This window comes from Nocardioides sp. NBC_00163, from assembly GCF_045206295.1.
Taxonomy (GTDB): domain Bacteria; phylum Actinomycetota; class Actinomycetes; order Propionibacteriales; family Nocardioidaceae; genus Nocardioides.
In genome coordinates, this window is record NZ_CP108155.1 from 4,658,460 (window position 1) to 4,683,814 (window position 25,355).

Sequence of the window (25,355 nt, forward strand, 5' to 3'; positions counted from 1 at the left end):
GAATCGCTGCCGTGAGCTTCGCTGCCGTACTCGTCTACGCCGTGACCGCCCTGGTCGCGGTGATCGTCGCGCTCACCTATCTGAAGCCACATCTCCTGCAGCCGCAGGAGGCGGGGCTGCCGCCCAAGATCCACCTGTACGCCGGCGCAGCCGGCCTCCTGGTCTGGGTCCTCTTCCTCGCCTCGCCGTCGTCGTTCTTCCTCGGCGGCGACCTCCCGGGCGTGATCGGGCTCTTCGGGATCTGGCTCGCCGCGATCGCGGGCCTCTACCTGCTCGCCCGCCGGCTCAAGGAGCAGCGCGCCGCAGCCTCCGGCCACGACGACTACGCCTATGACGACGGCTATGACGACTACGCCGAGGAGTACGCCGAGGACGGCTACGCCTACGGCGAGAACGGCTATGCAGAGGCCGGTTACGACGATTACGCCGAGCCCGACGGCCGGGCGGGCTACGCGGACCCGCGCCGACCGGTTCAGCAGCCTGTTCCTCAGCCTGTCGCACAGCAGGGACGTCCGGCCGAACGCCGGCCCGAGCCCCGGCGAGCAGCCTCGGGTGTCGAGGAGACCGCCGTGATGGCGCCGATCGAGCGTGACTCCTCGCCTGCGCCCCCGGCCCCTGCGCCGGCCCCCGCTCCGGCTCCTGTCCCTGCTCCGGCTCCTGCTCCGACGCGGGACGGGCAGATCGGTCGCCGCGTGGCCGGGCGGCAGACACCGCCCCCGCCCGCACCGCAGCCCGCGCCGCAGCCCGCACCGCAGCCCCAGCCCGCCCCGCAGAGGCCTCCGCGGCGGGCAGCCGCCCCCCAGCCGCCGGCACCCCAGCAGCCCGTACGTCACCAGCCCGCGCCCCAGCCGCCGGTCCCGGAGGCTCCCGCCCGGCCGCGGCAGGACCGCCCTGCTCCCGCGCGACCCGCACAGGAGCGGCGAGCCCCGGAGCAGCCGATGCGTGAGCGTCCGGCCCCCCAGCGTCCCGCCCCGCAGCGTCCCGACCCTCAGCGTCCCGACCCTCAGCGTCCGGCTCCTCAGCGCCCGGCGCCCGAGCAGCCCCAGCCGAGTCAGGGCGAGCCGGGCCGGAGCGGCCAGGACCCATGGGGTCGCCGTCAGGAGCCGCCGCAGCGCCGCTCGCGCGGCTACGACGATCGCTACGACGACCGCCGCAACGACAGCCATGACGAGTTCGCCGACCGCCGCTACCGGCGCGACAGCAGCTACTCCGACTACCCGGGTCAACAGCAGCCGAGCCCGCCGCGCGCGCCGCGCCCCGCACCCCGGCCCGCCCCGCAGTCGGCACCCCAACCCGCACCTGCGCCTGCGCCGCCGCCCGCGCCGAGCCGGCCGTCCGGCCGCCAGGCGGGGCAGCAGCAGCCCGAGACGTACGATCCCTACTCCTTCGAGTCCTACGGTCCGAGCGACCGGGACCGGGGCCGTGACCGGACCGAGCCCCCCGCCCCGACCCCGCCCGCGGCCGAGGCGCAGCCCCGTCGACGGCGGCGGGACCAGGGCTACGACGAGCCGGCCTACGCGGGCTACGAGCAGGGCTACGACCAGGCGTACGCGCAGGGCTACGACTACGACGAGGCCTACGACCGCGGCTATGACGACCGCTATGACGAGCGCTACGACGATGCCTACGACCGGCCCGTCGGAGGCGACCGTCGGGACCGCGGCGGAGCGTTCCACGAGTCCTCCGGAGTGGCCATCGCGGTGCACCTCACGCTGGTGATCCTCGCGATCTGGCTGACCTGGGCCTACGGAACCTCGGTCATCTGACAGGTTCGAAGGCAGGTCAACCCGCCGAAACTCCCACCTTGCCGTCAGGTCTGCTGACCTGATGAGGGATAATGGACGTGCAATGCGCGCTCCGAGGCCATCCGGCAGGTGAGCGCCGACACGCGAGACACGGAAGAAGGTGCCGCATGGCGGCGATGAAGCCGCGGACGGGAGACGGTCCGCTGGAGGTCACCAAGGAAGGTCGGGGCATCGTGATGCGCGTCCCGCTCGAGGGTGGTGGCCGGTTGGTCGTCGAACTGAACGCCGAAGAGGCCGCCGCGCTCGGCGAAGAGATCAAAGGTCTTGGGCTGAACGCGTAGATGACCACAACGCTGCCGTCACCGGCTCTGCCGACCCAGGTCACGCCGCCCACCTTCACGCTCAATCCGCTCGGCCCGGAGAGTCTCGATGCCGAGATCATCGCGCTCCCGGTCATCCCGGGCGAGGACGAGCTGGTCATCGGTCCTGGGGCCGCCGACCTCGGCGACCAACACGACCTCCTGGGTCATCTCGAGTTCGAAGGTGCCACCGGCAGCGCCGGTGAGGTGACGACGTACGCCGTCACCGGCTCCGGCACCCTGCGGCAGGTCCTCCTGATCGGCGTCGGCGCGCAACGTCGCGACGACTTCCGGCGGGCGGGGGCCGCGCTGGCTCGTGCCGTGCGGGATCGGTCCGAGGTGGTCACGACCATTCCGGCGGCCGATCCGGAGGTCGGGCTGGAGCCGTTCGTGGCCGGCGCGACGCTGGGGTCATTCCTCTTCCACTGGCGCTCCGAGGGTGCGCCGTGGAAGCCGGTGGAGACGATCACTCTGGCCGACCTCGGCGACGACCAGGCGGCAGCGTTGGACCGGGCCCAGGCGATCGCGCGCGCCAGCTGGCGCGCGCGGTTCTTCTCCTCGGTCCCGAGCAACTTGAAGAATCCGGGCTGGCTCGCAGAGCAGGCGACGACACTGGCAGGCGAGAGCGGCCTGAAGGTCGCCGTCTGGGACGAGGACCAGCTCGCGGCCGATGGCTTCGGAGGCATCGTCGCGGTCGGCCAAGGCTCGGCGACCCCGCCGAGGCTGATCCGGCTCGACTACACGCCCCGCAAGTCGGGTCGGCTGAACTCCTTGAAGACGGCCCCGACGGTGGTGCTGGTCGGCAAGGGCATCACCTTCGACACCGGCGGGCTCAACATCAAGCCCGGTGACGGCATGCTCAACATGAAGCGCGACATGACCGGCGGCGCGGTGGTGCTCGCGGTGATGTCGGCGCTGGCCGAGATCGGCTGCCCGGTCAAGGTGGTCGGCCTCATCGCCGCCGCCGAGAACGCCATCTCCGGCTCGGCGCTGCGCCCCGGCGACGTGGTCACCCACTACGGCGGCCGCACCTCCGAGGTCACCAACACCGACGCGGAGGGCCGCCTCGTGCTGGCCGACGCGATGGCGTACGCCGTGGACAAGCTCAAGCCGGCTGCCCTCGTCGACATCGCCACCCTCACCGGTGCGATGCGGGTGGCGCTCGGGCAGACGATGGCCGGCTACTTCGCCGACGACGACGCGCTGGCCACGCTGCTGGCCGAGGCGTCGGAGGTCTCCGGCGAGGTGCTGTGGCGGATGCCGTTGGTCGCCGACTACGAGGACAAGCTCTCCTCGAAGGTCGCCGACGCCGACAACGCCCCCGGTGGGCCCGGCGCCATCACCGCCGCGCTCTTCCTGCACCACTTCACCGGTGGCATCCCGTGGGCCCACATCGACGTCGCCTGCGGTGATGCGTACGCCGACGTCCACGAGCTCACTCCCGGCCCCACCGGCTTCGGTGCCCGGGTCCTCCTCAGCTGGCTGGCGAGCGCGGACCCGCTCTCCCGAGTCGGTTCCTGACGAGACGTCACCCGCGTCGGCCGAGAGGTCACGTACGTCGTCCGAGATGGCACTCAGGTGCCGCCTCGGCCGACGGGGGTGACGTCTCGGCTAGATCTTCCGGGCGAGCAGGAGGCCGTCGCCCACCGGGAGCAGCAGCGGGATGAGGCCGTCGTTGTCGGCGACCTGCTGGTTGAGCTCGCGGATGGTGGCGGTCTCCTCGTCGCGTACGGACGGGTCCGCCACACGGTCGTGCCACAGGGCGTTGTCGAAGGCGACGACGCCGCCGGGACGGAGCAGACGCAGCGCTTCCTTGAGGTAGGCGGAGTATTCGGTCTTGTCGCCGTCGACGAACACCAGGTCGTAGTGGTTGTCCGTGAGCCGGGGGAGTACGTCGAGGGCGGCGCCGGCGATGCACCGCGCCTGCCGCTGGCCGAAGCCGGCTTCGGTGAAGCTCTGGCGGGCCAGTCGCTGGTGCTCGGTCTCGATGTCGACGGTGGTCAGGACCCCCTCGGGACGCATGCCACGCAGCAGCCACAGCCCGGAGACGCCGGTGCCGGTGCCGACCTCGACGACGTTCTTGGCGTCGAGGACGGAGGCGAGGAAGCGCAGCGCCGCTCCGCCACCAGGCCCGATCGGGGCGACACCGACCTCCTCGGCCCGGGATCGGGCGGCTGCGAGGAGGTCGTCCTCACCGACGAACTCGTCGGCGTAGGTCCAACTTGCGGTCGAGACAGGGCTGGTCACACCGCAAAACCTAACCTGTTTCGCGCAACGGTGCGGGAACGCCTGATCCAACTTGTGCGTTGGAAGAGCACAGGAAGAGGAAAAATAGGAGCCTCACAGGCAACTCTCAGCCCTTCCGGTCCCAGGGGATCTACCGTAGGAGATGTCAGCGATCAGCGAGACAGACGACAGGAGCACCATGACCGCCGAACCCACGCAGGCCCCGACCGTAGAGCCGGGTGTTCCGACGTGGGACGAGATCGTGGAGAAGCACTCCGACCGGGTCTACCGGCTCGCTTACCGTCTCACCGGCAACCGCCACGACGCGGAGGACCTCACCCAAGAGGTCTTCGTGCGCGTATTCCGCTCTCTCGACACCTACAGCCCCGGCACCTTCGAGGGCTGGCTGCACCGGATCACCACCAACCTCTTCCTCGACCAGGCCCGTCGTAAGCAGCGGATCCGCTTCGACGCCCTCTCCGACGAGCGCGCCTCGCGCCTGACGAGCAGCGGCCCGACGCCCGACGTGGCCTATACCGACCAGCGCTTCGATGACGACATCGAGCGCGCGCTGGCGACGCTGCCGCCCGACTTCCGGGCCGCGGTCGTGCTCTGTGACGTGGAGGGGCTCTCCTACGAGGAGATCTCCGAGATCCTCGGTGCCAAGCTCGGCACCGTCCGCTCGCGTATCCACCGCGGCCGGGCGATGCTCCGTGACAACCTCGCCCACCGCGCTCCGCGCGGCGGACGACTGCGTCACTCCGGGCCCAAGGTGTTGTGGGGCGGGGCTTCATGAGTCTTCTCGGCAACCACCTCGGCGCACGCACCAGCGCTCTTCTCGACGGACAGCTCCCCGCAGCGGAGGAGGAGCGCGCCTGGGCGCACGTGCACCAGTGCTGCGCCTGCCGCCGCGCCGTGGAGCGTGAGGGCTGGCTCAAGCGACGCCTGGCCGGCCTCAGCGTCGACCCCGGCGTCACCGCACCGGCCGACCTCAAGGGCTCGCTCCGCGGCGGCGCCCTGGCCGCCTCTGTGTGGCCAGCCGACGACCTCGACGAGACCTACTCCGACCCCCGGTCGATGCGGCGTACGTTGGTGATGGTCGCCGCCGGTGGCGGTGCTGTCGGAGCCGCCGTATTCGGCATGTTCGCCTTCGCCGCCGCGCCCGCCGACGCGCCGGTCCCCAGGAATCTCCCGGTCACCGCGGTCACCCAGGTCCCGGGCGCTCCGGGCGCTCCCGTCGTCGCTCACGTACGCCGCTGAGCATCGGCCCGGCGACGCGACACGAGACCCGGGCTGCCCATTGTTGGGGCGAGTGGGAAGAATGGGTGTCGTGACGCAGGAACCACAAGACGACCAGTCGCGGCCGATCTCCCGTTGGGCACCACCCTCCGACGTGCCCCCGGCCGGGCAGTCGTCCCCTGACGACTTTGTCGACGACGAGCGGGACACGGCCGAGGTGCCGTTGCCAGGCATGCCGAGACCCGCCGTCGCGCCGGTTCCGGCCGCCGACACCGCTCCGCTGCCGCCCATGGTGCCGCCACCGCCTGGCGGTTCCCTGCCCGGGTTCGACACCCCGCCTGCGCCACCACCGTCCTCACCCCGGACCGACTCCTCGCAGCGCCGCCGGATCCCCGGCCCGATCTGGGCGCTCGCGGCTGCCGTCGCGTTCCTGCTCGGCGTACTGGGCGGCTATGCCGGCGGCGTACTCGAGGACCAGGACGACATGTCGAGCCTGGCCGGCGGTGGTCTCGACCCGGGCTCGATCGAGACCGACGCGCCCCTGGAGGGCGACGACGCCAGCATCGTGAAGGTGGCCGCGACGCTGCTGCCCTCAACGGTCCAGATCTTCGCCGAGTACCAGGGCGTTGAGGATGCCGCGACCGGCTCCGGTTTCATCTTCGACCGGAACGGCCACGTGGTGACCAACAACCACGTGGTCGCCGACGCCGCCAAGGCCAAGGGCAGCATCGAGGTGGTCGACCACAAGGGCCGCCGCTACAAGGCGGACGTGGTCGGCCGCAGCGCGGTCTACGACCTCGCGGTCCTCGACGTGCCCGAGGTCAAGGAGCTCGAGCCGGCCTCGCTCGGCAGTACGTCACGGCTGAGGATCGGTGAGGGCGTCGTCGCCATCGGGTCGCCGTTGGGTCTCAGCTCCACGGTGACCTCGGGCATCGTCAGTGCGCTCCAGCGCCCGGTGAGCACCGGGCAGACCGAGGACGACACCTCCTACATCAACGCCGTCCAGACCGACGCGGCGATCAACCCCGGCAACTCCGGTGGTCCGCTGGTCAACCTCGTCGGCCAGGTGATCGGGGTCAACTCGGCCATCGCGACCGCGGGCGGGGGAGAGGGCGGAGAGGCCGGCAGCATCGGCGTCGGCTTCGCGATCCCGATCGACCAGGTCAAGGTGACCGCCGCGCAGATCCTGAAGACCGGCAAGGCGACCTACCCGATCGTGGGGGCCTCCGTCGACGTGCAGGCCGCCGACCACAACGGAGCTCTGATCTCGGTGGTCGATGCCGGCTCGCCGGCCGCCGCCGGTGGGCTCAAGGACGGCGACCGGGTCACCAAGGTGGGAGACGTCACCGTCACCGACGGCATCGGCATGATCGTCGCCATCCGGGCTCACCAGCCGGGCGAGACGGTCGAGTTCACGGTGATGCGCAACGGCGCCCGCCACGAGCTCAAGATCAAGCTCGAGGCGCAGACCGAGAACCTCGCCTGACCCAAAGACGCGAAGAGCTGCTCGGCAGGATGCCTGGCAGCTCTTCGCGTTGTTGTGGGGAAGGTTTAGTTGTGGGGGTTGAGGTTGCTTTGACTCAAGAAGCGTCCGGCGTGGCGGCGGGCGCAGCAGGCTCGGCCTCGACGAACGGGTGGTCGGCCACAAAGGCCTTGGTCTGCGAGTACATGTCATCGATGAACTTCTCGAGGACGCTGGACTCAACGCGCCACTGGCCGCGCCCGCCGATCTTGATGGCGGGAAGCTCGCCACGGCGGACAAGGGCATAGACCTGTGCGCTCGAGGTGTTGAGCACCTCGGCGACGTCGGCAAGAGTCAGGAAGCGGGGGGTACCAGACATAAGGATCAGTCTCCCAGACTCTGCAAGCGGCCGTAAACCATCGCGCCAACCTGTTAGTCCGCATTAGGTACTGTTGCGCTGCTTTGTGGATGCGTGGTGGGTGAACCGTGAAGCAGCGACGCGCTATGCGGCGAACAGCAGATACAACCCACCAACAGTGAAGCCGACCATCGTGAGCAGAAGCGGGATCTGCCCGGTCACCAGGTGCTGCGGCGGAAGCACCTGGAGCGCTCGGATGTGGGCCGACCAGACTCCCAGCACGTGTCCGGTGATCACCGCTGCCACCTTGATGACGGCCAGCAGCGTGGCGTGGAAGGCGAAGAAGTAGGAGACCGGCATGTCCGCGGTTCCGAACCAGTCGCTTCCGTTTCCGAACGGATCCGAGGCGTTGCGCAGCGTCGCCAACCCGCTCTCCCAGAAGTAGCTGAGGTAGTGGGCCACGACGTAGCCGACGATGATCGGCACCAGCGAAGGCGCCAGCTCGCCGGGCAGCGCCCGGCGCGGCACGTCACCGACGCCGGTCAGCATCGTCCCGAGGCAGTAGAACCCGGCCACGAGCAGCGGGAACGCGATCAGGGCGACGTTGCTGATCAGGTAGGCGGTGTTGGCCGACATCTCGGGGTTCTGCACGAACTGGAGCCATGTCGGCGACTCCCGGTAGGAGTCGTAGACGATGGTGCCGAAGAGCACCGAGACGACCGCGACCAGCCCCGGGGTCGGACGCAGGGTGTCCAGGTTGCCGAGCGGCGTCCGCAGGACCAGGTTGCCGGCCTGCGTACGTCCCCACACCGACAGTCGCGCGGTCAGCGACGAGTAGACCTCGAAGGGGTCGCAGCGCTCCAGGAACTTCTCGCCGAAGAGCACGCCGCCGAGGATCATCACGGCCAGGTAGACGGCCAGCCAGAGGCGTACGGGGCCGAGGTAGTTGTTCTCCGGGTAGACCAGCTCGAGCCAGGCGAAGGCGAGCAGCGTGAACGCCGCCGGCCAGTAGCCGAGACGCTCGGGCAGGCGCAGCGGCGGATCGCCGGCGCCGCGCAGCCATGTCAGTCCGGCCACGATCGTGCGGGCCGGGCTGATCGCCCGGAAGACCCGTCCGAAGATGAGGGAGAACGGGACGAGGCCGACCCACAGCCAGACGTACGTCATCCCGAAGATGGGGTTGTTGGCGTTGTCGGAGCCGGCGAAGGCGACCAGCACGAAGTAGGCGAAGATCAGCAGTCCGACGACGCGCCACAGCGCGATCCAGGCGGGGGAGTCGACGACACGCCCGAGACGGGGGACCGGCCAGCCGCGTGGGTTGCGTACGCCGACCACTTGGCCCTCGGCGGCGCGCTTGGTGGTCAGCACCAGCAGCCCGAAGGAGACGAGGAGGGCGAGGACTGCGCCCGCGATGACGTACTCGAGCGGCAGTGGGAGGTCCTGGCGACCACCCACGCCGTGGGTGAGGATCACTTGACCTCGAGGGTGACGATGGTCTTGCCGAGGGTGTGTGACTCCACCTCGTACTGACCAGGGATATCGAACGCGCCCAGGCTGATCCGCGTGGTGCCCACGCCGTAGGCGGCAGACTGCTCCGGGTCGGAGTGCACGTGGATCTCGCCGGCGGCGTCGGCGGTCACGTCGAGCTCGACTCCGTGGCCGACGGGGACGTCGATCTGGGTCCCGTGCGGGTCGACCGAGTCACCGGAGAAGTTGATACCGACGACCACCGGGTCGCTGTCTTTGCTGGGCTCGGTGGCGACGTCGTTTCCGCAGGCTGTCGCGACGGACGCGATCCCGCAGATTGCTGCCACGACCGCGATTATCCGGGCCGTGAGGCGCATTGCTTCCCCGTTTCGTGGGCTAAGTTCAAGCTGGCGTCTGCCACAATCGCACATGAACCAAAGAGGGGGCTGAGAGGGCATGAGTGATCGGCTGAAGGCACGGGACGTGGCCTTTCTGGACGGGGAGACGCTGTCCGTTCCGCACCAGGTGGCGAGCATCGAACTGATCGAGCCGAAGGCCGAGGGCTTCGACTACGGCGCGTTCCTCGAGCACGTCGAGGACCGGCTGTCCTTCGTGCCCCGCTACCGCCAACGGGTCCGTGTCGTGCCCGGCCGCATCGCCTACCCGGTCTGGGCGGACGACGACCGTTTCGACCTCACCTACCACGTACGCCGCTCCGCGCTGCCGCGTCCGGGCTCGATGGATCAGCTCCTCGACCTCGCCGGACGGATCGTCTCCCGGCCCCTGGACCGCTCCCGGCCGCTGTGGGAGCTGTACGTCATCGAGGGGCTGGCCGGTGACCGGGTCGCGCTGATCACCAAGACCCACCAGGCGCTGGTGGACGGCGCCGAGACCGTCGACCTGGTCCAGCTGCTCCTCGACGACAAGCCCGAGGTCGGGCCGGTCGTGCCGGACCTGTGGGAGCCGCCCGAGCCGCAGTCGAGCGCGCGCCTGGTCGCGGGCGCGGTCTTCGAGGCGGTCACCTCGGTCAGCGGCCTGACCGACACGGCGCGCAGCCTCGGCGGCTTCGCCCTGGGGCGGGTCACCGGTGTCGCCAAGGACGTCCAGAACGCGGGCACCGGCATCGCCCGGGCGCTCACCCGCCGGGCTCCGGAGCGGCCGACGCCGCTCAACGGGACGCTCTCCCAGCAGCGTCTCGTGGTGACCCTCCAAGCCGACCTGGCCGACTTCCGCCGCATCCGGGACACCCACGGCGGCACCGTCAACGACGTCATTCTCGCTGCCGTCACGGGCGGCCTGCGCGACTGGCTGATGACCCGGCAGCAGTCCCTGGCCGGCGTACGCCAGGTGCCGGCCCTGGTGCCGGTCTCGGTGATCGACGAGGAGCTCGACCCGACCCAGCTCGGTTCCGCGGTGGCGCCCCACTTCGTGGTGCTCCCGGTGGCAGAGCCGTCGCCGGTGGTCCGTCTCCACCAGGTGTCCTACTCCTTCGAGCAGCACCAGGCCAACGCCCGCACGGTCAGTGCGCAGCGGCTGGCCGGGATCAGCGGCTTCGCCCCGGCGACCTTCCACGTGGTCGGCTCCCGGGTGGCCGCCGAGAGCGAGCACGACTACCTGCTCTCGGTGTGCAACGTGCCCGGCCCGCAGGAGCCGCGCTATGCCGCCGGCTCCCGGCTGGTCGCCTCCTATCCCATCCACCCGCTGGCCAAGGGGCACACCCTCGCGATCGGGGTGACCTCCTACGACGGCCAGGTCTTCTTCGCGATCACCGCCGACCGCGACCTGGTGCCCGATGCGTCACTGGTCGGACAGTGCATCAGCGACGCCCTCGACGAGCTGCTCGACACCGTCTCCGGACGCCGGTTCCGGGCGCCCCGGGGCCTGCGCGTGGTCAAGAACTCCGGCGAGTGAGGCAGAATCCGACCCGTGACCCGCATCTACGTACCCGCCACGCTCGAGCTCCTCGCTGACTGGTACGCCAAGGGGGAGCTGCCCGGCACCGCCGACGGTTACGCGGCTCCCGACGACAGCGAAGAGGCCGAGTACGCAGCCCTGATGAGCGCCGCCGACGACTCGGCGGCACTCCTGGCGGGCCCCGGGCGCCGGGTCGTGGTCGTCGTCGACGCTCCGGCCGCGCTAGGCGACCAGGTCGTGCCGCTCAAGCTCGTCGCCGCCGTCCACGCCGACCTGGCCGACCGGCCCGCCGACGCCGACCCCGACGAGGATCTGGGCTGGTTCGCGACCCAGGAGATCCCGCAGCTCATCGGGTAGGGGTAGTACGCACACCCATGTGCAGCCGCCGAGCCACCGTGCAGTCCTACTTGCCTCGCGATCGCGGACTCGACAGCCCCACCTTCGTGATGCAGCCGCTCGTCGGCGCGCCGTCGCTCTACTCCACCAATCGTCAGAGCTTCGAGGACCCGGCGGCGGCTCAGGTGTCTTCGGGTGGGGTGGCGTGGCCCTTCCGATGATGGCCATGCGTGACCTCGCTGTGAGTTCTACTCAATCGAGGGCGGACATTCCGCCAAACTCAACCGCTACGCCCACCTCGCTGTCGGACTCCAGTGTCATGGTTTGACCGGCGTCAGATGAGTCAGGCTGCACAGCCAGCGGGCGCCTCGGCGGACGAACACGTCGGAGGTCCACTCGTCGAGGTGGAACGGCTCGCCCTGCCACGTGCCGTGGTTGTCGCAGCGGGCGACGACGAACGCGGTGTCACCGAGTATCCGGGCCTCCGCAACCTCGAATGCCATCGAGCTGTGGGTCACCAGGCCGCTGGTCACGCTCTCGAGGAAGGACGAGCCCGGCACGATCCCGTTCTCGCCGACGAACATCCAGTCCGGCTCGGCGAAGGCGCCGATGGCATCGGCATCGTTGGCAACCAAAGCCTCCGCCCAATCGTCCAGCAGCTTGGCGAAGGTGTCGATCGCGCTCGATGCTTCTCCGGAGTCCGGCTTGGCTTCGCCGTCGTAGGTGCCGAAGCTCCAGAGGTTGCCCTCCGGGTCGCGGACTGTGAAGCCGCGTGAGCCGGATTCCGCATCGTTCAGGGCTCGGACGACCTCGGCTCCGGCTGCCACGGCCTGTTCAAACAGCGCATCGGGCGCGTCACAGTCGACGTACACGCAGTCGTTGCCCGAGTTGCGCAGCCCGAACGCCGAGTCATCCTTTCCGGCGGTGCCGAGCATGAGGCCACCACCGCCGGCCCACCGCATCTCGGCGTGCTCGATGACTGTGGGGTCGTCGTCGCGGGCGTACGCCACCCGCAGCTCAAACCCGAACGCCTCGCTGAGGAACTTCGTCGCCGCGGGGGCGTCACGGTAGGTGAGGACCGGCCAGACGCGGGTCGGGCCATCGGTTCCGCTGGTGTTGGTGTAGGTCATGGACACAGCGTCACACTCCGTCCCCCAGCGAGTCTTGGACGTTTGGGACGTCATCGGCGAACAGTTGCGGCGGCGAGCAGCCAGCCAGGTCCGCGAAGTCCCGAGGGAGATGGGCCTGGTCGAGTGCCCACACGATGCTGCGACCTGGGCGATCGTGAACCGCACCCGGCACGCACCGCCTGCTCGAGGTCGCCCTCGAGCAGGCGGTCGGCGTACTCCTCAGTCCTCGTTCCACCAGGTCTCGGTGTCGACGCCCTGGTAGGGCGGGACGGTGACGGTGCGGGCGCCGGCCTTGCCGCCGATGATCACGGTGCGGTGGCTGACGTTGTTGGACCGGGTGGTCTCGTAGAGGTTGCCGTCCGGGTTGACGGTGACCTTGATCCGGTAGGTGCCGTTCTTGACCTTGGTGAGGTCGAAGGCCTGGGTCTGGGACTGGTCGTAGGTGTCGCCCCAGCCGGACGGCAGGCTCTCCCGCAGCCACAGCGCGGACTTGGAGCCGCACGCCGACTCCAGGCCGGTCTGCCCCGGCCGCAGCGTCGCACCGGGCACGGTCAGGTCCACCGGGTCGGTGGGCACCAGGCACCACGACTGCTTGCCGCTGGTCGAGACGACCTTGTCCTTGGCATCGACCAGCTCGTACTTCGCGAAGTCGAGGAAGTGCCAGTGGTTGTGCTCCGGCGCCTCGTGGAACTCCATGGTGCCGGTGCGCTTCATCCCGACCTGCTCACCGTCTCTGTAGAACATCTGGTAGGCGTCCATCACCGGAGCGGTGCCGCGCCGGAAGCCCTCGACGATCATCGGAGCCGGTCCGGCGTTCCACTCGTTGGCGGCGAAGTTGAGGCGGTCGGTGCCCTCCTCGTCGATCGCGGTCGAGATCTGCCAGGCGGGCACGGAGACGAGGTCGGGCAGGCTGCTCTTCTTGGGCTTGCCGTGCGACGTACCGCCGGCGCCGCCGCCGAGCGGGAGTCGTCCACGACCGTCCTCGGCGCCTTCCAGCGACTCTCGCGGGACCACAGTGCGAGCGCCCTGGTCGTCATGGGCTCCGTGGGCTCCATCGGCTCCATGGGCTGAGCGAGCGCCCATCTCGCCCTCACCCTCGCAGCCGCCCTCGGGGCAGCCGTCGACGATGACGAGGTTCTGCTTGGCGCTGCGACTGGCCTTCGGCAGACCGAGGAAGTCGGCGACGGGCTTGCTGACGCTCATCGTCATGGTCAGCTTGGTCTCGCCCTTGGTCTCGAACTCGAGGTCGGAGACGGTCGGGACCGCCATGCCCCGCTCGATCCCGTACAGGACGCCCTTCGTGAACCAGTTGCCGCCGCAGAACTCCGGGTAGACGGGGCCGGTGGCACCGTCGGTCTGCACCCGCTGCCGGTCGTAGCCGCCGGGGCACAGCGGTCGGCTCTCGTCGAGGATCACCTTGCCGGCCTTGTTCTTGAGCGTGACCCGCAGGCCGTCCTTGAAGCCCTTCATCCCGTCGACGATCGCTGCGGGCGCGGTCGTGGTGGTGCGCTTCTTGCCCCGGATGATGGTCTTGGTCAGTTTGACCGGCTTGTCGTACGCCGTGTGGCTGGCGCGGAACTCGAATGCCGCGTCATAGGCGGCCAGCCAGACCGACGGCTCCATGTACGCCACTCCGTCGTAGGACGCCACCTCGACGGTGTCGGCAGCGGCGACGAGCTTCAACGTTCCCTTGCCGGTGGTGCCGCTCGCGGCCCCGTAGTTCGCCGTCACCGTCGTGGTGACGACGAGTGCGGCTGCGACCAGCCCGATGCCGGCCGAGACCAGCTGCCGGACGCGAGTGCGAGGTTTGACCATCGAGATCCCCTTATAACGGCCTTGGATCCTCCCGATCCGAGGCGCCGAGTGGCCGGCAATCTAGTGCCCGCCGCATATGGGGACGGTTGGTTTCCCGGTCTGGTTGCACCAGATCGGTGAGATCAGCGAGAAAGGTACGCCGCGCCGACCGCCTGCTCGAGGTCGAAGGCCTTGAGCATCAGCTCCTCGACGTACTCCTCGAGCTTGGCCCCGACCAGCGGCACGGGCACCTTGATGTTCAGCCGCACGCTCTCGGTGGTGCGTCCGTCGGACTCGGACAGCGAGATGTTGCCGCGCAAGGTGGCCAGGCCGCCGGGGACGGTGATGTCGACGACGGCGACGGTGTCGGAGGACCAGACCTCGCTCTGATGGACGGTGAGATCGCCGGAGACGATGCGCTTCGCGAAGGAGGGTACGCCGACGGTCGACTGCACCCGGTCGATCCGGACCTCCCGCGGCGCACCGCCGACGGTCACCCGGCGACGGAGCGCTCCCTGAGCGTCGGCGACCCGCTCGCGGAAGCCCGGATCAGCGAGCATCGCGGAGACCTCGCCCATGCGGGCGTCGTACACGAGCTCGTGCTGAAGGGTCGTCGTCATTGCCGAATCCTTTGGGGCTTCTGCGGGTTGGGGCTGGGGCTGAGGGGATCAGGCGGCGAGCCAGCGGGTGCCCACCTCATGCTCCTTCTCGAGCGCCTTCTTGAAGATCGAGAGGATGAGATCCTCCAGCTTTCCGCTGACCAGGGGAACATTCACCGTAGCGGTCAGGGTGACCGTCTCGATGGTCTTCGTGCCGTTCTCGGCCACCCGCGCGACGCCGGAGAGCGAGCCCGGCTTGCCAGGCAGGGTGACCTTGAGGTCGCCGGAGGTGAAGTCGGCCGACCAGATCTCGTCCTGGTGCACCTCGATGGTGTCGCCGACGAACTTCTTCGCGAACCCGGGCACGCCGCTCACCTTCTGCTCGTAGCGGATGCTCACCGTCGACCCGGTGATCGCCACGCTCTTGGACAGCGCGTGCTGGGCGTCGCAGACCTGCTCGCGGAACGCCGCATCGGCGAGCATCCCGGAGACGGCCGCGATCGGCGCGTCGTAGGCCAGGTCGATCGACAGCTTTTTACTCATAAGCACACATCATGACGCCTAGTCCGGCCAGAGTCATCAGCGAAGCGGCCGAGAGAACCGACACATTCCAGGAGTATGCTCTTTATCCCCAGGCCGGCGGGAGGTCGTGAGCCTATGACTCACATCGGCGATTCCTTCGGATCCAGCCGCCTACTCGGTGCTCGCCCGGGATACCGTGACAGGTGTGTCAACGGAGACGCATATCAAACCTGTCCAAGCTCAGCAGAACGTCCAGCAGTTCCGACTGCCGAGCACCACCTACTTCCGCCACGTAGCCCCCGAGGAGCTCACCGGCCGCAGCGAGACTGATCTCGCCGGCGCGGTGGGATCGCATCTGGCGCTGGCAGCGAACCGCCCGCAGGGCACCGCCGCCGTGCGCATCCTCACCCCGACCACCGCCGCAGACGGTTGGTCCGCCGGAGGCCGCAGCGTCGTCGAGATCGTCGTCGACGACATGCCCTACCTCGTGGACTCGGTCAAGACCGAGCTCTACCGTCGTGGCCTCGACGTGCATCTTGTCGTCCACCCCGTCATCGACGTCGCCCGTGACGTGACCGGTGCGCTCGAGGGGGTGAACGAAGGCGACATCAGCGAGTCCTGGATGCACATCGAGATCGACCGTCTGGCCCCCGACGCCGCCAAGGAGATCGTCTCGGGCCTCGAGGGAGTCCTCGAGGACGTACGCGAGGTCGTCGAGGACGAGCCGAGGCTGCACCGCCGGCTGGCGGAGATCGCGGCCGGTCTGCGCTACACCCCGCCCAACAGCGTGCCGCGTGAGGAGGCCTCCGAGGCCGCCGAGCTGCTGGCCTGGCTGGCCGAGGACCACTTCCTGCTGACCGGCTACCGCGAGTACCGCCTCGACGGCGAGTACCTGCGCGGTCGCTCCGGCACCGGCCTGGGCATCCTGCGCGCCGACCCGCCGCAGGCCCCCGACCACGGCAAGATGCCGCCCAAGGTCGCCGCCCACGCCCGCGACAAGGTCATGCTCGTCCTGGCCAAGGCCAACTCCCGCTCGACCGTCGGGGAGCCCGCCTACCTCGACCACGTCGGCATCAAGATCTTCAACGCCGCCGGTGAGGTGATCGGCGAGCACCGTTTCCTCGGCCTCTTCACCACCAAGGCGGCTCGCCAGTCGGTGACCCGGATTCCGGTCGTACGCGGCAAGGTCGCCGCGGTCCTCGACCACACCGGCTACGACGCCCGCAGCCACACCGGCAAGGCCATGCTCGACGCGATGGAGTCCTACCCTCGCGAGGAGCTGTTCCACGCCTCCACCGAGGAGCTGTTGGACCTGGCCGAGGCCGCGCTGGGAGCGATCGAGCGTCGCATCCTGCGGGTGGCCGTCCGGCCCGACACGTACGGTCGGTATGTCTCGGTGCTCGTCTCGCTGCCGCGTGACCGCTACAACACGACGGTCCGCGAGCGGTTCTCGAAGGTGCTTCTCGACGCGCTCGGCGGCACCGACCTGGAGTTCACCGTACGCATCAGCGAGTCGACCACCGCCCGGGTGCACTTCGTGGTCCACGGCACCACCGAGTCGCTGGGGAAGGCCCTGGACACCCCGGGGCTGGTCGACAGCCTCGAGTCGCGGCTGCGCAAGGCCGCGCGGAGCTGGCGCGACGACCTGGTCAGCGCGGTCATCGCCCATGCCGGCGAGGACGGCGCGGCCCGGCTCTCGCACGTGCTCGACGCGTTCCCGGAGGCCTACAAGGAGGACTTCGACGCCGACACCGGCGCCGCAGACCTGACCCGGCTCGAGATGCTCTCGCACCAGGGCGAGGCGGTCGACTTCTCCTTCTACAAGGACCCGGAGAGCCCCGGCGGTTTCCGGATCAAGATCTACCGCACCGGTGGTCCGCTCTCGCTGTCCCTGATGCTCCCGATCCTGTCCTCGTTCGGCTTCGAGGTCACCGACGAGCGGCCCTACGACCTCGAGGGCGTCGGCACGTCCGGGTCGGAGGAGTGGTTCATCTACGACTTCGGGCTCGCCTACTCCGGCACCCCGGCCGGCACCCCGACCCAGCTGGTCGCCGCGCTGCACCAGGCCTGGTCCGGCCGCAGCGAGGTCGACGGGCTGAACGCGCTCGTCCTGGCCGGTCTCGACCACGGTCAGGTGACGCTGCTGCGTGCCTACGGTCGCTACCTGCGCCAGGCCGGTACGCCCAACTCGTTCCAGACGATCGCGGGCGCGCTGTGCGCCAACCCGGGCATCGCCCGGCAGATCGTGGAGCTGTTCGAGACCCGGTTCGATCCCTCGCTCACCACGCGTGACGAGACGAAGCGGGCCGAGGCGATCATCGAGGCTCTCGATGACGTCGCGAGCCTGGACCAGGACCGGATCCTGCGCAGCTACGTCTCCACGATCCTGGCGACGACGCGGACGAACTATTACCGCGGTCGGAGCTACCTCGCGTTCAAGTTCGACCCGCAGCAGGTGCCCGACCTGCCGCTGCCGCGGCCGGCGTACGAGATCTTCGTCTACTCGCCCGACGTCGAGGGTGTGCACCTGCGCTTCGACCCCGTGGCCCGTGGCGGCCTGCGGTGGAGCGACCGGCGCGACGACTTCCGCACCGAGGTGCTCGGGCTGGCGAAGGCGCAGCAGGTCAAGAACACCGTGATCGTGCCGGGCGGCGCGAAGGGTGGCTTCGTCCCCAAGGGCGTCGCCGGTCCGGACGCGTACGTCACGTTCCTGCGTGGCCTGCTCGACGTCACCGACAACCGGGTGGACGGTGAGATCGTGCCGCCGGCCGACGTGGTGCGCCACGACAGCGACGACTCCTACCTGGTCGTCGCCGCCGACAAGGGCACCGCGACGTTCTCCGACCTGGCCAACTCGGTCGCGGCGGAGTACGACTTCTGGCTCGGCGACGCGTTCGCCTCCGGCGGCTCGGCGGGCTATGACCACAAGGCCATGGGCATCACCTCGCGTGGTGCCTGGGTCTCGGTGCAGCACCACTTCAAGCGGCTCGGCATCGACCCGCAGACCGACGAGATCACTGCGGTCGGCGTCGGGGACATGTCCGGTGATGTCTTCGGCAACGGCATGCTGCGCTCGGATCGCATCCGGCTCGTGGCCGCCTTCGACCACCGGCACATCTTCATCGACCCCACGCCCGACGCGGCGGTGGGATTCCAGGAGCGGAAGCGGCTCTTCGAGATGCCCCGGTCGACCTGGGAGTCCTACGACACCTCACTGATCTCGGCGGGCGGCGGCGTGTGGTCGCGGCAGCTGAAGTGGGTGCCGATCAGCTCTGAGGTGCGGCAGGCGCTCGGTCTGGCGACCGACGTCAAGCGGCTCACCCCGCAGGAGCTGATCAGCGCGATCCTGCGCGCTCCGGTCGACCTGCTGTGGAACGGCGGGATCGGGACGTACGTCAAGGCGTCCAGCGAGACCGACGACGACGCCGGTGACCACGCCAACGACGGGGTCCGGGTCGACGCCGCCGAGCTGCGGGTGCGGGTCGTCGGTGAGGGTGGCAACCTGGGCATCACCCAGGCCGGCCGCGTCGAGTTCGCCCGCAAGGGTGGGCTGATCAACACCGACGCGATCGACAACTCCGCCGGTGTCGGCACCTCCGACCACGAGGTCAACCTCAAGATCCTGCTGGACCGAGAGGTACGCGCGGGCTCGCTGACGCTGGCCGCGCGTGACGAGCTCCTCGAGGAGATGACCGACGAGGTCGCCGCGCTGGTGCTCGCTCACAACGAGGCCCACAACGTGACCCTCACCCGTGCGGTCGCCTCGGCCCCGCAGCTCCTGGAGGCTCACGAGCGCCAGATCGCGGAGTGGGTCACGGCCGGACTGCTCGGCCGCGAGGTGGAGGGCCTGCCCTCCTCGACCGAGGTCGCCCGCCGTCTGGAGGCGGGTGAGGGGCTCACCGCCCCCGAGCTGGCCGTGATGCTCGCCTGGACCAAGATCGAGCGCCGACGCGAGCTGGTCGCCGCGGGTCTTCCCGACCCGGCCGCGGATCCGGTGATGACGGAGCGTCTGGTGGCCTACTTCCCGACCGCGATCCGCGAGCGGTTCCCCGAGGCCATCGTGGATCACCCGCTGCGGTGGGAGATCTGGGCGACCTCGGTGCTCAACGAGGAGGTCAACCTTGCATTCGGGACGCTCGACGCGCCGTCACGGTGAGCACCGTGCCGGCGAGCAGGAGCGAGATGCCGAGGGCGGCGAACACCCACGACGGGCCGCCGGTCTCGGGGAGCGAGCTCTGAGGTGAGGTTTCCGTCGGCGGTCCCGGGTTCGGGGCCGTCGGCGGATTCTCATTTCCGCCGGGAGTCGGGACGTCGGTCGGATCCGGCGTGGGCGTCGGATCCGGGGTCGGCGTGGGATCCGGGGTCGGGTCCGGCGTCGGGGTCGGGTCCGGTGTGGGGCTCGGCGATGGGACCTCGTCGACCCTGAAGTCCTGTCCTCCCCGGATCTCGCCGGCCGAGGTGATCGTGACCGTACGCGAGGCCTCACCCACGACCCGCATCCCATCGGGTGCGGTGACGGTGATGGTGTAGTCGCCCGGCGGCAGATCCTCGACGATGTAGCCGCCCGCGTCGTCGGTGGTGGCGGTGATCGGGCCGTCGGGCCCGTCGACGGTGACGGTGACGCCGGCGACCGGGTCTCCGGTGGAGGCGTCGGTGACCCGCCCAGCGATCGTGCCGGGGCGGGTGAGGTCGAAGTCGACCCCGGTCACGTCGCTCGTCGCCACGGTGACCGGTCGCGTGGTGGCGCCCGTGTAGCCCTCGGGTGCCTCGATCTCGGCGGTGTAGTCGCCGGGCGGCACCCCGTCGAGCGCGTAGTTGCCGTCGCCGTCGGTGACGGTGGTGATCGGGTCGCCGCCGCCGGCGGGGACCAGGCGCACCTGGACGCCGCCGAGCCCGCTGCCGCCGCCGGTCACGGTGCCGGAGACGCTGGCCAGCTGGTTGACCACGAAGTCCTGGTCGGTGATCGGGCTGTCGTCGACGGTGATGTCGGAGCGGGTCGTACCATCGGGGCCCGCGGTGTAGCCGTCGGGCACCGTCAGGGTCAGCGAGTAGCCGGTGCCGACCGCGTTGTCGTCGAAGAGATAGCTGCCGTCGGTGCCGGTGGTCGTGGTCGCGGTGGTCCCGTCGGGCCGGGTGAGGGTCACGGTCGCGCCCGGGACCGGAGCGCCGGCGTCGTCGCGTACGGTGCCGCTGATCGCCTGCGGGATCACCTGCCGCACCTCGAAGTCGGCCCGGGAGGCGGGGTCGCTGTCCTCGCCGCGGTTGCTGGCGGTCGCCTCGGTCTGCCCGACCGTCGCACATCCGTCGGGCTGGCTCAGCCGAACGGTGTAGCCGTCCTGGGTGGCGAACTCGCCGAAGGAGTAGGTGCCATCGGCGGCGGGGCTCGTGGTGGCCAGGGTCTCCCCGTAGGGCGAGACGAGGGTGAGCACCGAGCTCTCGACCGGGCACGACCCGGAGGTCGATACATCGGAGACCATGCCGCCGATCGGCCGCGCCCGGCTCACGAACCAGGTCTGGTAGACCGGGAAGCCGGCCCGGCGGGTGAAGACGAAGGTCAGGCTGGTGAGCCGGATGTCGGGCTCGTACCAGCCACTGGCGCCGTTCGTGTCGGTGGCGGTGGGGTTGCCGGTCAGCGTCGAGGTGGCCGGGTTCCAGGTCGGCTGGTCGGTGCCGCCGGCGTAGTTGAACGAACCCTGGAACCACGAGGAGATCGCCGCGGCCGGAACCTCCTCGCCGTTCTCGTCGGTCGCCTGGACCTGGACCTGGTCGGAGTCGATGTCACCAAGCACGAACGCCCAGCCGGTGTCGGGCGTGGGGTTCTCGAAGGCGTACGCCGTGGTCGAAGCGCCGGTCGGGGTGTCGGCCTTCGGGCGCAGGTTGATGTAGGCCGAGCCGCGGCTCGATCCGTACTTCGCTCCAGGGGGTGTGCTGGCGTCGAGGAACGTGCTCGCGCCGCTGGGAAGGGCGACGTTGGCCCGGGAGTCGCTGGCCATCTGGGCCGCGGGGAAGCCCGCGGACCGCTGGGTCATCGTCGTGGAGTAGTCGTTGGACGTCCCGGAGACGGGCGCCCACTCGGCCCACGAGTCGGTCGCGGCATGAGCCGGTCCCGGAGACAGCACCGTGACGAACACGCCGGCCAGAAGTGCCAACGCCAGACAGGCCCGGTTGAACATGCGAGGGGATCCTTTGCTTCCGAGGAGCAAACGTTGCGTTGGGGGACTTGACGAAGGTTATCCCTGCGGAACCGCATTTTTACGCTCTGAAGCGCGTGTGTGGCCGAGGTTGTCATCGTTCGAGCGCAGCGTCTGCCAGTCCGCGGGGCGCGGGATCGACCGTACGGAGCGAGCGAGCGTGGGGATGAGGGCGGCGAGAGCGACCAGCGCCGTGACCGCGAGGACCGCGGTGGTGCCGTCGGTGACGGCGAGCAGTGCCCCGGCCAGGGCGGGCGCCAGCGGGATCGAGAGCATGGAGACGAACTGGGCCGCTGACTGAACGCGTCCGACCAGCTTCGGTGGGGTGATCGCCATCCGGTACGCCGCGACGCCGGCGTTGCCTGCAGGGTTGAGGAAGAGGCCGACGGAGACCGCCAGAGCCATCACGGCGGGGTGGGTCCAGAACGCGAGGGGGATCGAGAGCGGCACGAAGCTCCACGCGACCAGGGCGGTGAGCCTGCCCGTCGGGGTCTTGTCGATGAGCCACGGAGCGACCAGCGCGCCGAGGACCCCGCATGCTCCGATCGCCGCCTCGGCCAACCCGATCTGCCAGGCCGGGAACCCGGCCTCGATCAGTCGCAGCAGGGCCATGAAGAAGAGCGCGTTGACGGCCAGGTTGGCGGCGGGCCCGAAGAAGAGCAGCGTACGCAGGAACGGCTGCTGCCAGCTGTAGCGCAGTCCCGCGACCAGGTCGGTCGAGGCTTTCTCGCGAGGCGCGCGGGTGAGGGCCGGCGGTGCCGAGAGGTCGGCTCGGACGCGTCCGAGGAGCAGCCAGCCGGCGGCGTACGCGATGGCGTTTCCGGCGAACGGCGCCCAGCGGGTGAAGCCGAGCAGCACGCCGCCGAGCGGCCCGCCGAGCAGTCCGGCGATGTGCTGGCGTGCCTGCTGCTGGGAGAGGGCCGTCGGGAGGTCGTCTGCCGCGACGACCGATCTGATCGCTGAGTTCTCGGCCGGGAGGAAGAGCCCGTTGAGTGCTCCGGTGAGGAGGGCGACGAGGAGCAGGTGGGGGAGGGTGAGCGAGCCGAGGATCCCGGCGATCGCCAGCGAGGCGTACAGGACGGTGCCCGAGCCGTGGGCGAACCGCATGATCCGCAGCCGATGGCGGCGGTCGGCGATCACCCCGGCCGGCAGCAGCATCCCCACCATCCCGATGAGGTGGATCGCCTCCGCGGACGCGGCCCAGAAGGCGGATCCGGTCATCGCGTAGGCGACCAGGGGCATCGCGAAGAGGCTCACCCGGGTCCCGAGCTCGGCGACGGTGGCGCCGATCCAGAGGGCGGTGAAGTCGTGGTTGCGGGCGAGCTCGCGGTAGGAGGGCATACCCGCACCATAAGGTGCGCAAGGTATGTTGCGCAATATGTATTGCGGAATTCTGTAGACTGCGGCCATGGCTACGTACGACGACCCGCGGATCCTGCGCGCGATCGCCCACCCGACTCGCAACCGGGTGCTGCATGAGCTGTCCGCGGCGGGTTCCCTCCGGGCCGCGGATGTCGCCCAGCGCACCGGCATCCCGGCCAACCAGGCCAGCTTCCATCTCCGGCAGCTGGCGAAGTACGGCCTGGTGGAGATCGACCCCGACGCCGGGCGGGACAAGCGCGACCGTGTCTGGCGGCTCACCGACGACGACATCACCATCAGCCCGAGAGAGATGGTCCAGCAGCCGGGAGGCGAGGCGGCGTACACGGTGTTCCAGCGCAGCTCCGTCGCCTGGGGGCACCATCTGGTCGACGAGGCCTTCAAGGTCTCCTCGGATCTCGAGGACGATCAGGCCAGGCGGCTCGTGTCGGAGTCGTCGCTGCGACTGACCAAGGACGAGGCCCTCGAGTTGCAGCAGGAGCTGAACCAGGTCGTCGCGCGCTACCGCGAGACCGGCCGCCAGCCATCCGGTGAGGAGCGGGACCTCTACTCGGTCTACCAGCTCGTTCAGCCGATGCCGGACCTGGCCGGTGAGGCCGATCCGGGGGCGGCGACGTGAGTCATGTCTCAACGCCTGCCCCAGGCCGCCTCCTACTCGCGAGTCACCGAGAAGTTGGTTTACCGTCCGAAGTCGCGCCCATCCAGGACGCCAGTAGGGAGATAGACGAACGATGAGCACGAGCCAGATCGCCGAGAAGCGCGAGGTCCGCGAAGCCAACCGAGTCGAGGGCCACAACGCCCGGTCCTGGCTCCTGGTCTCCGCGATGCGTACGGAGATTTTCGACGACGCCCAGCTGAGCCGAGCCGACCAGATCATCCTCGACATGGAGGACGCGATCGACACCTCGCTCAAGTCGCAGGCGCGCGAGAACGTGACCAGCTGGCTCAAGGGTGGCGGCCGTGCCTGGGTACGCATCAACGACTGGACCACCGAGGACTGGAGCGAGGACATCGCGGCGCTCGCCGGGATCGAGACGCTCGCCGGTGTGATGCTCGCGAAGACCGAGTCGCCCGACCAGGTGACCGACACGTTCCAGCGGCTGGGTGGCAAGACCCCGGTGATCCCGCTGCTCGAGTCGGCGCTGGGGATCGAGGACGCCGCGACGATTGCGCGCGCCCGCGGCGCCTACCGGCTCGCCTTCGGCTCCGGTGACTACCGCCGCGACACGGGTGCGGAGAACGACCCGCTCGCGATGGCCTACCCGCGGACCAAGCTGGTCTTGGCCTCGCGGATCGGAAACCTGTCCGGCCCGATCGACGGCCCGACGGTGGGCAGCAGCCACCCGCTGCTGCGTGAGCAGTCGGCCGACGGCGTCGCGATGGGTATGACCGGCAAGCTCTGCCTCGACATCGAGCAGCCCTCGGTGATCAACGAGTCGTTCAGCCCGACACCGTCCGACGTGACCTGGGCCCACGAGTTCCTCCACAAGTTCGAGGAGGGCGGCCGCGTGATCCGCGACGGCAGCGACAAGCCGCGTCTGGCTCGCGCCGAGACGATCAAGCGCCGTGCCGAGCTGTTCAAGATCAAGCCGGACACCGAGGCTTACGACGCCCCCACCTCGGGGCCGAGCGTCTACTGATCGACGCCGACTCGGCGCTCTGGGGTGGGACAGACGCGCCGGGTCGGCACGGCTCGGCTAGCGTTGATGTCGTGGATCTGCAGCAGCGCATCAATGACCGTGCCGGTGAGATTCTTCTGTTCGCCGTCACCCCGCCGAGGGTGACGACGGCACCCGAGAGGGTGCAGCAGATCGCGGAGGTCACGCTCGAGCGGATCCGGCCCCTCGATGTCGACGGGCTGATCCTCTACGACATCGACGACGAGTCCGACCGCAACCCGGAAGAGCGGCCGTTCCCGTTCGCACGCACCCTCGACCCCGCCGAGTTCCTCGAGCGCAACCTCGCCGGTCTCGACGTGCCGGCCGTCGTCTACCGGGCCACGGGCAAGTACGACGAGCCGACACTGCGCGACTGGGTCAAGACCCAGGACCCGGCCAAGGCGCTGTCGGTCTTCGTCGGCGCCTCCTCGGGTGAGAAGCGGGTCGCCACCAGCCTGCGCCGTGCCCAGCAGATCCGGAACGAGGCCAACCCCGACCTGCTCCTGGGCGCCGTCGCCATTCCCGAGCGACACACGGCCAAGGGCGACGAGCACCTTCGGCTGATCGCCAAGCAGGAGGCGGGCTGCTCCTACTTCGTCACCCAGGTCGTCTACGACGTCAACGCCGCCAAGAACCTCGTCTCCGACTACCGCTACGAGTGCGAGACCCGTGGCCTGCAGCCGGTGCCGATCGTGTTCACCTTCTCCGTCTGCGGCTCCATGAAGACCCTCGAGTTCCTCCGCTGGCTCGGCGTCGACGTCCCACGCTGGATCGAGAACGAGCTGCGCCACGCCACCGACACTCTCGACGCCTCGCTCGAGCAGGCCGAGGCGACGGCGATCGAGCTGATGTCCTTCTGCCGCCAGCTCGGCGTGCCGTTCGGTATCAACATCGAGTCCGTCTCGATCCGCAAGGTCGAGATCGAGGCCTCCGTACGTCTCGCCGAGCGGCTCCGCGGGAAGCTCGCGCGCTGAC

22 protein-coding genes are annotated in these 25,355 nt (G+C 69.7%); 12 read left to right on the forward strand and 10 right to left on the reverse strand.

Translation table 11 applies throughout. The annotated features are described in order from the left end of the window. The first annotated feature begins 11 nt into the window (after positions 1-11). The 3 genes from OG801_RS22335 to OG801_RS22345 all read left to right on the forward strand — a co-directional run bounded on the left by OG801_RS22335 (position 12) and on the right by OG801_RS22345 (position 3,625). Entirely contained in the window at positions 12-1,766 is a 1,755-nt protein-coding gene (locus OG801_RS22335; RefSeq protein WP_406031466.1) for a hypothetical protein, read from the forward strand. 146 nt (positions 1,767-1,912) lie between these two features. Beyond that, entirely contained in the window at positions 1,913-2,086 is a 174-nt protein-coding gene (locus OG801_RS22340; protein ID WP_008358749.1) for a DUF3117 domain-containing protein, read from the forward strand. Next, positions 2,087-3,625, forward strand: coding sequence for a leucyl aminopeptidase family protein (locus tag OG801_RS22345; protein WP_406031467.1), 1,539 nt, complete (start codon positions 2,087-2,089; stop codon positions 3,623-3,625). It begins immediately after the preceding gene. A 90-nt stretch (positions 3,626-3,715) separates the two neighbouring features. On the opposite strand, the gene OG801_RS22350 is transcribed toward OG801_RS22345, so the two are convergent. Continuing rightward, positions 3,716-4,351 (reverse strand): O-methyltransferase, encoded by a 636-nt coding sequence (locus OG801_RS22350; protein WP_406031468.1) that lies wholly within the window; start codon positions 4,349-4,351, stop codon positions 3,716-3,718. 178 nt (positions 4,352-4,529) lie between these two features. On the opposite strand from OG801_RS22350, the gene sigE reads away from it, so the two are divergent. The 3 genes from sigE to OG801_RS22365 all read left to right on the forward strand — a co-directional run bounded on the left by sigE (position 4,530) and on the right by OG801_RS22365 (position 7,055). Then, positions 4,530-5,126 carry an RNA polymerase sigma factor SigE gene (gene sigE, locus OG801_RS22355; RefSeq protein ID WP_406031469.1) on the forward strand — a complete coding sequence of 199 codons (597 nt, stop codon included), beginning with the start codon at positions 4,530-4,532 and terminating at the stop codon, positions 5,124-5,126. Further along, entirely contained in the window at positions 5,123-5,590 is a 468-nt protein-coding gene (locus OG801_RS22360; RefSeq protein WP_355018615.1) for a hypothetical protein, read from the forward strand. The genes sigE and OG801_RS22360 overlap by 4 nt, the downstream gene beginning before the upstream one ends. A 70-nt stretch (positions 5,591-5,660) precedes the next feature. Then, positions 5,661-7,055, forward strand: a complete 1,395-nt coding sequence (locus OG801_RS22365) for a S1C family serine protease (protein WP_406031470.1) — start codon at positions 5,661-5,663, stop codon at positions 7,053-7,055. Between the two features lie 94 nt (positions 7,056-7,149). Here OG801_RS22365 and OG801_RS22370 read toward each other — a convergent pair whose 3' ends face one another. From OG801_RS22370 to OG801_RS22380, 3 genes are all read right to left on the reverse strand, one after another. Further along, positions 7,150-7,410 carry a helix-turn-helix domain-containing protein gene (locus OG801_RS22370; RefSeq protein ID WP_355018617.1) on the reverse strand — a complete coding sequence of 87 codons (261 nt, stop codon included), beginning with the start codon at positions 7,408-7,410 and terminating at the stop codon, positions 7,150-7,152. Between the two features lie 123 nt (positions 7,411-7,533). Beyond that, positions 7,534-8,862 (reverse strand): hypothetical protein, encoded by a 1,329-nt coding sequence (locus OG801_RS22375; RefSeq protein ID WP_406031471.1) that lies wholly within the window; start codon positions 8,860-8,862, stop codon positions 7,534-7,536. Further along, entirely contained in the window at positions 8,859-9,203 is a 345-nt protein-coding gene (locus OG801_RS22380) for a hypothetical protein (RefSeq protein ID WP_406031472.1), read from the reverse strand. The genes OG801_RS22375 and OG801_RS22380 overlap by 4 nt, the downstream gene beginning before the upstream one ends. A 109-nt stretch (positions 9,204-9,312) precedes the next feature. Here OG801_RS22380 and OG801_RS22385 point away from each other — a divergent pair, with 109 nt between their 5' ends. Then, positions 9,313-10,767 (forward strand): wax ester/triacylglycerol synthase family O-acyltransferase, encoded by a 1,455-nt coding sequence (locus OG801_RS22385; protein WP_406031473.1) that lies wholly within the window; start codon positions 9,313-9,315, stop codon positions 10,765-10,767. Positions 10,768-10,782: 15 nt separating this feature from the next. Beyond that, positions 10,783-11,127: a DUF6912 family protein gene (locus OG801_RS22390; RefSeq protein WP_355018621.1), complete on the forward strand. Its 345-nt coding sequence runs from the start codon at positions 10,783-10,785 to the stop codon at positions 11,125-11,127. A gap of 296 nt (positions 11,128-11,423) precedes the next feature. Here the strand turns inward: OG801_RS22390 and OG801_RS22395 are convergent, their stop codons facing one another. The 4 genes from OG801_RS22395 to OG801_RS22410 form a co-directional block, all read right to left on the reverse strand. Beyond that, positions 11,424-12,236, reverse strand: a complete 813-nt coding sequence (locus tag OG801_RS22395) for a DUF4440 domain-containing protein (protein WP_406031474.1) — start codon at positions 12,234-12,236, stop codon at positions 11,424-11,426. Between the two features lie 219 nt (positions 12,237-12,455). Beyond that, the gene (locus tag OG801_RS22400; RefSeq protein WP_406031475.1) at positions 12,456-14,051 is read right to left on the reverse strand and encodes a lysyl oxidase family protein; all 1,596 of its coding nucleotides are present in this window, start codon (positions 14,049-14,051) and stop codon (positions 12,456-12,458) included. Positions 14,052-14,173: 122 nt separating this feature from the next. Then, the gene (locus OG801_RS22405; protein WP_355018624.1) at positions 14,174-14,650 is read right to left on the reverse strand and encodes a DUF2505 domain-containing protein; all 477 of its coding nucleotides are present in this window, start codon (positions 14,648-14,650) and stop codon (positions 14,174-14,176) included. A gap of 48 nt (positions 14,651-14,698) precedes the next feature. Beyond that, positions 14,699-15,172, reverse strand: a complete 474-nt coding sequence (locus OG801_RS22410; protein WP_355018625.1) for a DUF2505 domain-containing protein — start codon at positions 15,170-15,172, stop codon at positions 14,699-14,701. A 184-nt stretch (positions 15,173-15,356) separates the two neighbouring features. On the opposite strand from OG801_RS22410, the gene OG801_RS22415 reads away from it, so the two are divergent. Continuing rightward, positions 15,357-19,307 carry an NAD-glutamate dehydrogenase gene (locus OG801_RS22415; RefSeq protein ID WP_406031476.1) on the forward strand — a complete coding sequence of 1,317 codons (3,951 nt, stop codon included), beginning with the start codon at positions 15,357-15,359 and terminating at the stop codon, positions 19,305-19,307. On the opposite strand, the gene OG801_RS22420 is transcribed toward OG801_RS22415, so the two are convergent. Then, positions 19,267-21,324 carry a collagen binding domain-containing protein gene (locus OG801_RS22420; RefSeq protein ID WP_406031477.1) on the reverse strand — a complete coding sequence of 686 codons (2,058 nt, stop codon included), beginning with the start codon at positions 21,322-21,324 and terminating at the stop codon, positions 19,267-19,269. The two genes, OG801_RS22415 and OG801_RS22420, sit on opposite strands and share 41 nt — an antisense overlap. Positions 21,325-21,381: 57 nt before the next feature. Continuing rightward, positions 21,382-22,683, reverse strand: a complete 1,302-nt coding sequence (locus OG801_RS22425; protein WP_406031478.1) for an MFS transporter — start codon at positions 22,681-22,683, stop codon at positions 21,382-21,384. Positions 22,684-22,750: 67 nt separating this feature from the next. Between OG801_RS22425 and OG801_RS22430 the strand changes: the two genes are divergently transcribed. The 3 genes from OG801_RS22430 (at position 22,751) to OG801_RS22440 (ending at position 25,354) form a co-directional block, all read left to right on the forward strand. Next, positions 22,751-23,341 (forward strand): ArsR/SmtB family transcription factor, encoded by a 591-nt coding sequence (locus tag OG801_RS22430; protein ID WP_406031479.1) that lies wholly within the window; start codon positions 22,751-22,753, stop codon positions 23,339-23,341. Positions 23,342-23,453: 112 nt separating this feature from the next. Then, positions 23,454-24,362: a CoA ester lyase gene (locus OG801_RS22435; protein WP_355018630.1), complete on the forward strand. Its 909-nt coding sequence runs from the start codon at positions 23,454-23,456 to the stop codon at positions 24,360-24,362. Between the two features lie 71 nt (positions 24,363-24,433). Further along, positions 24,434-25,354, forward strand: a complete 921-nt coding sequence (locus OG801_RS22440; protein WP_355018631.1) for a methylenetetrahydrofolate reductase — start codon at positions 24,434-24,436, stop codon at positions 25,352-25,354. Position 25,355: the final 1 nt, after the last annotated feature.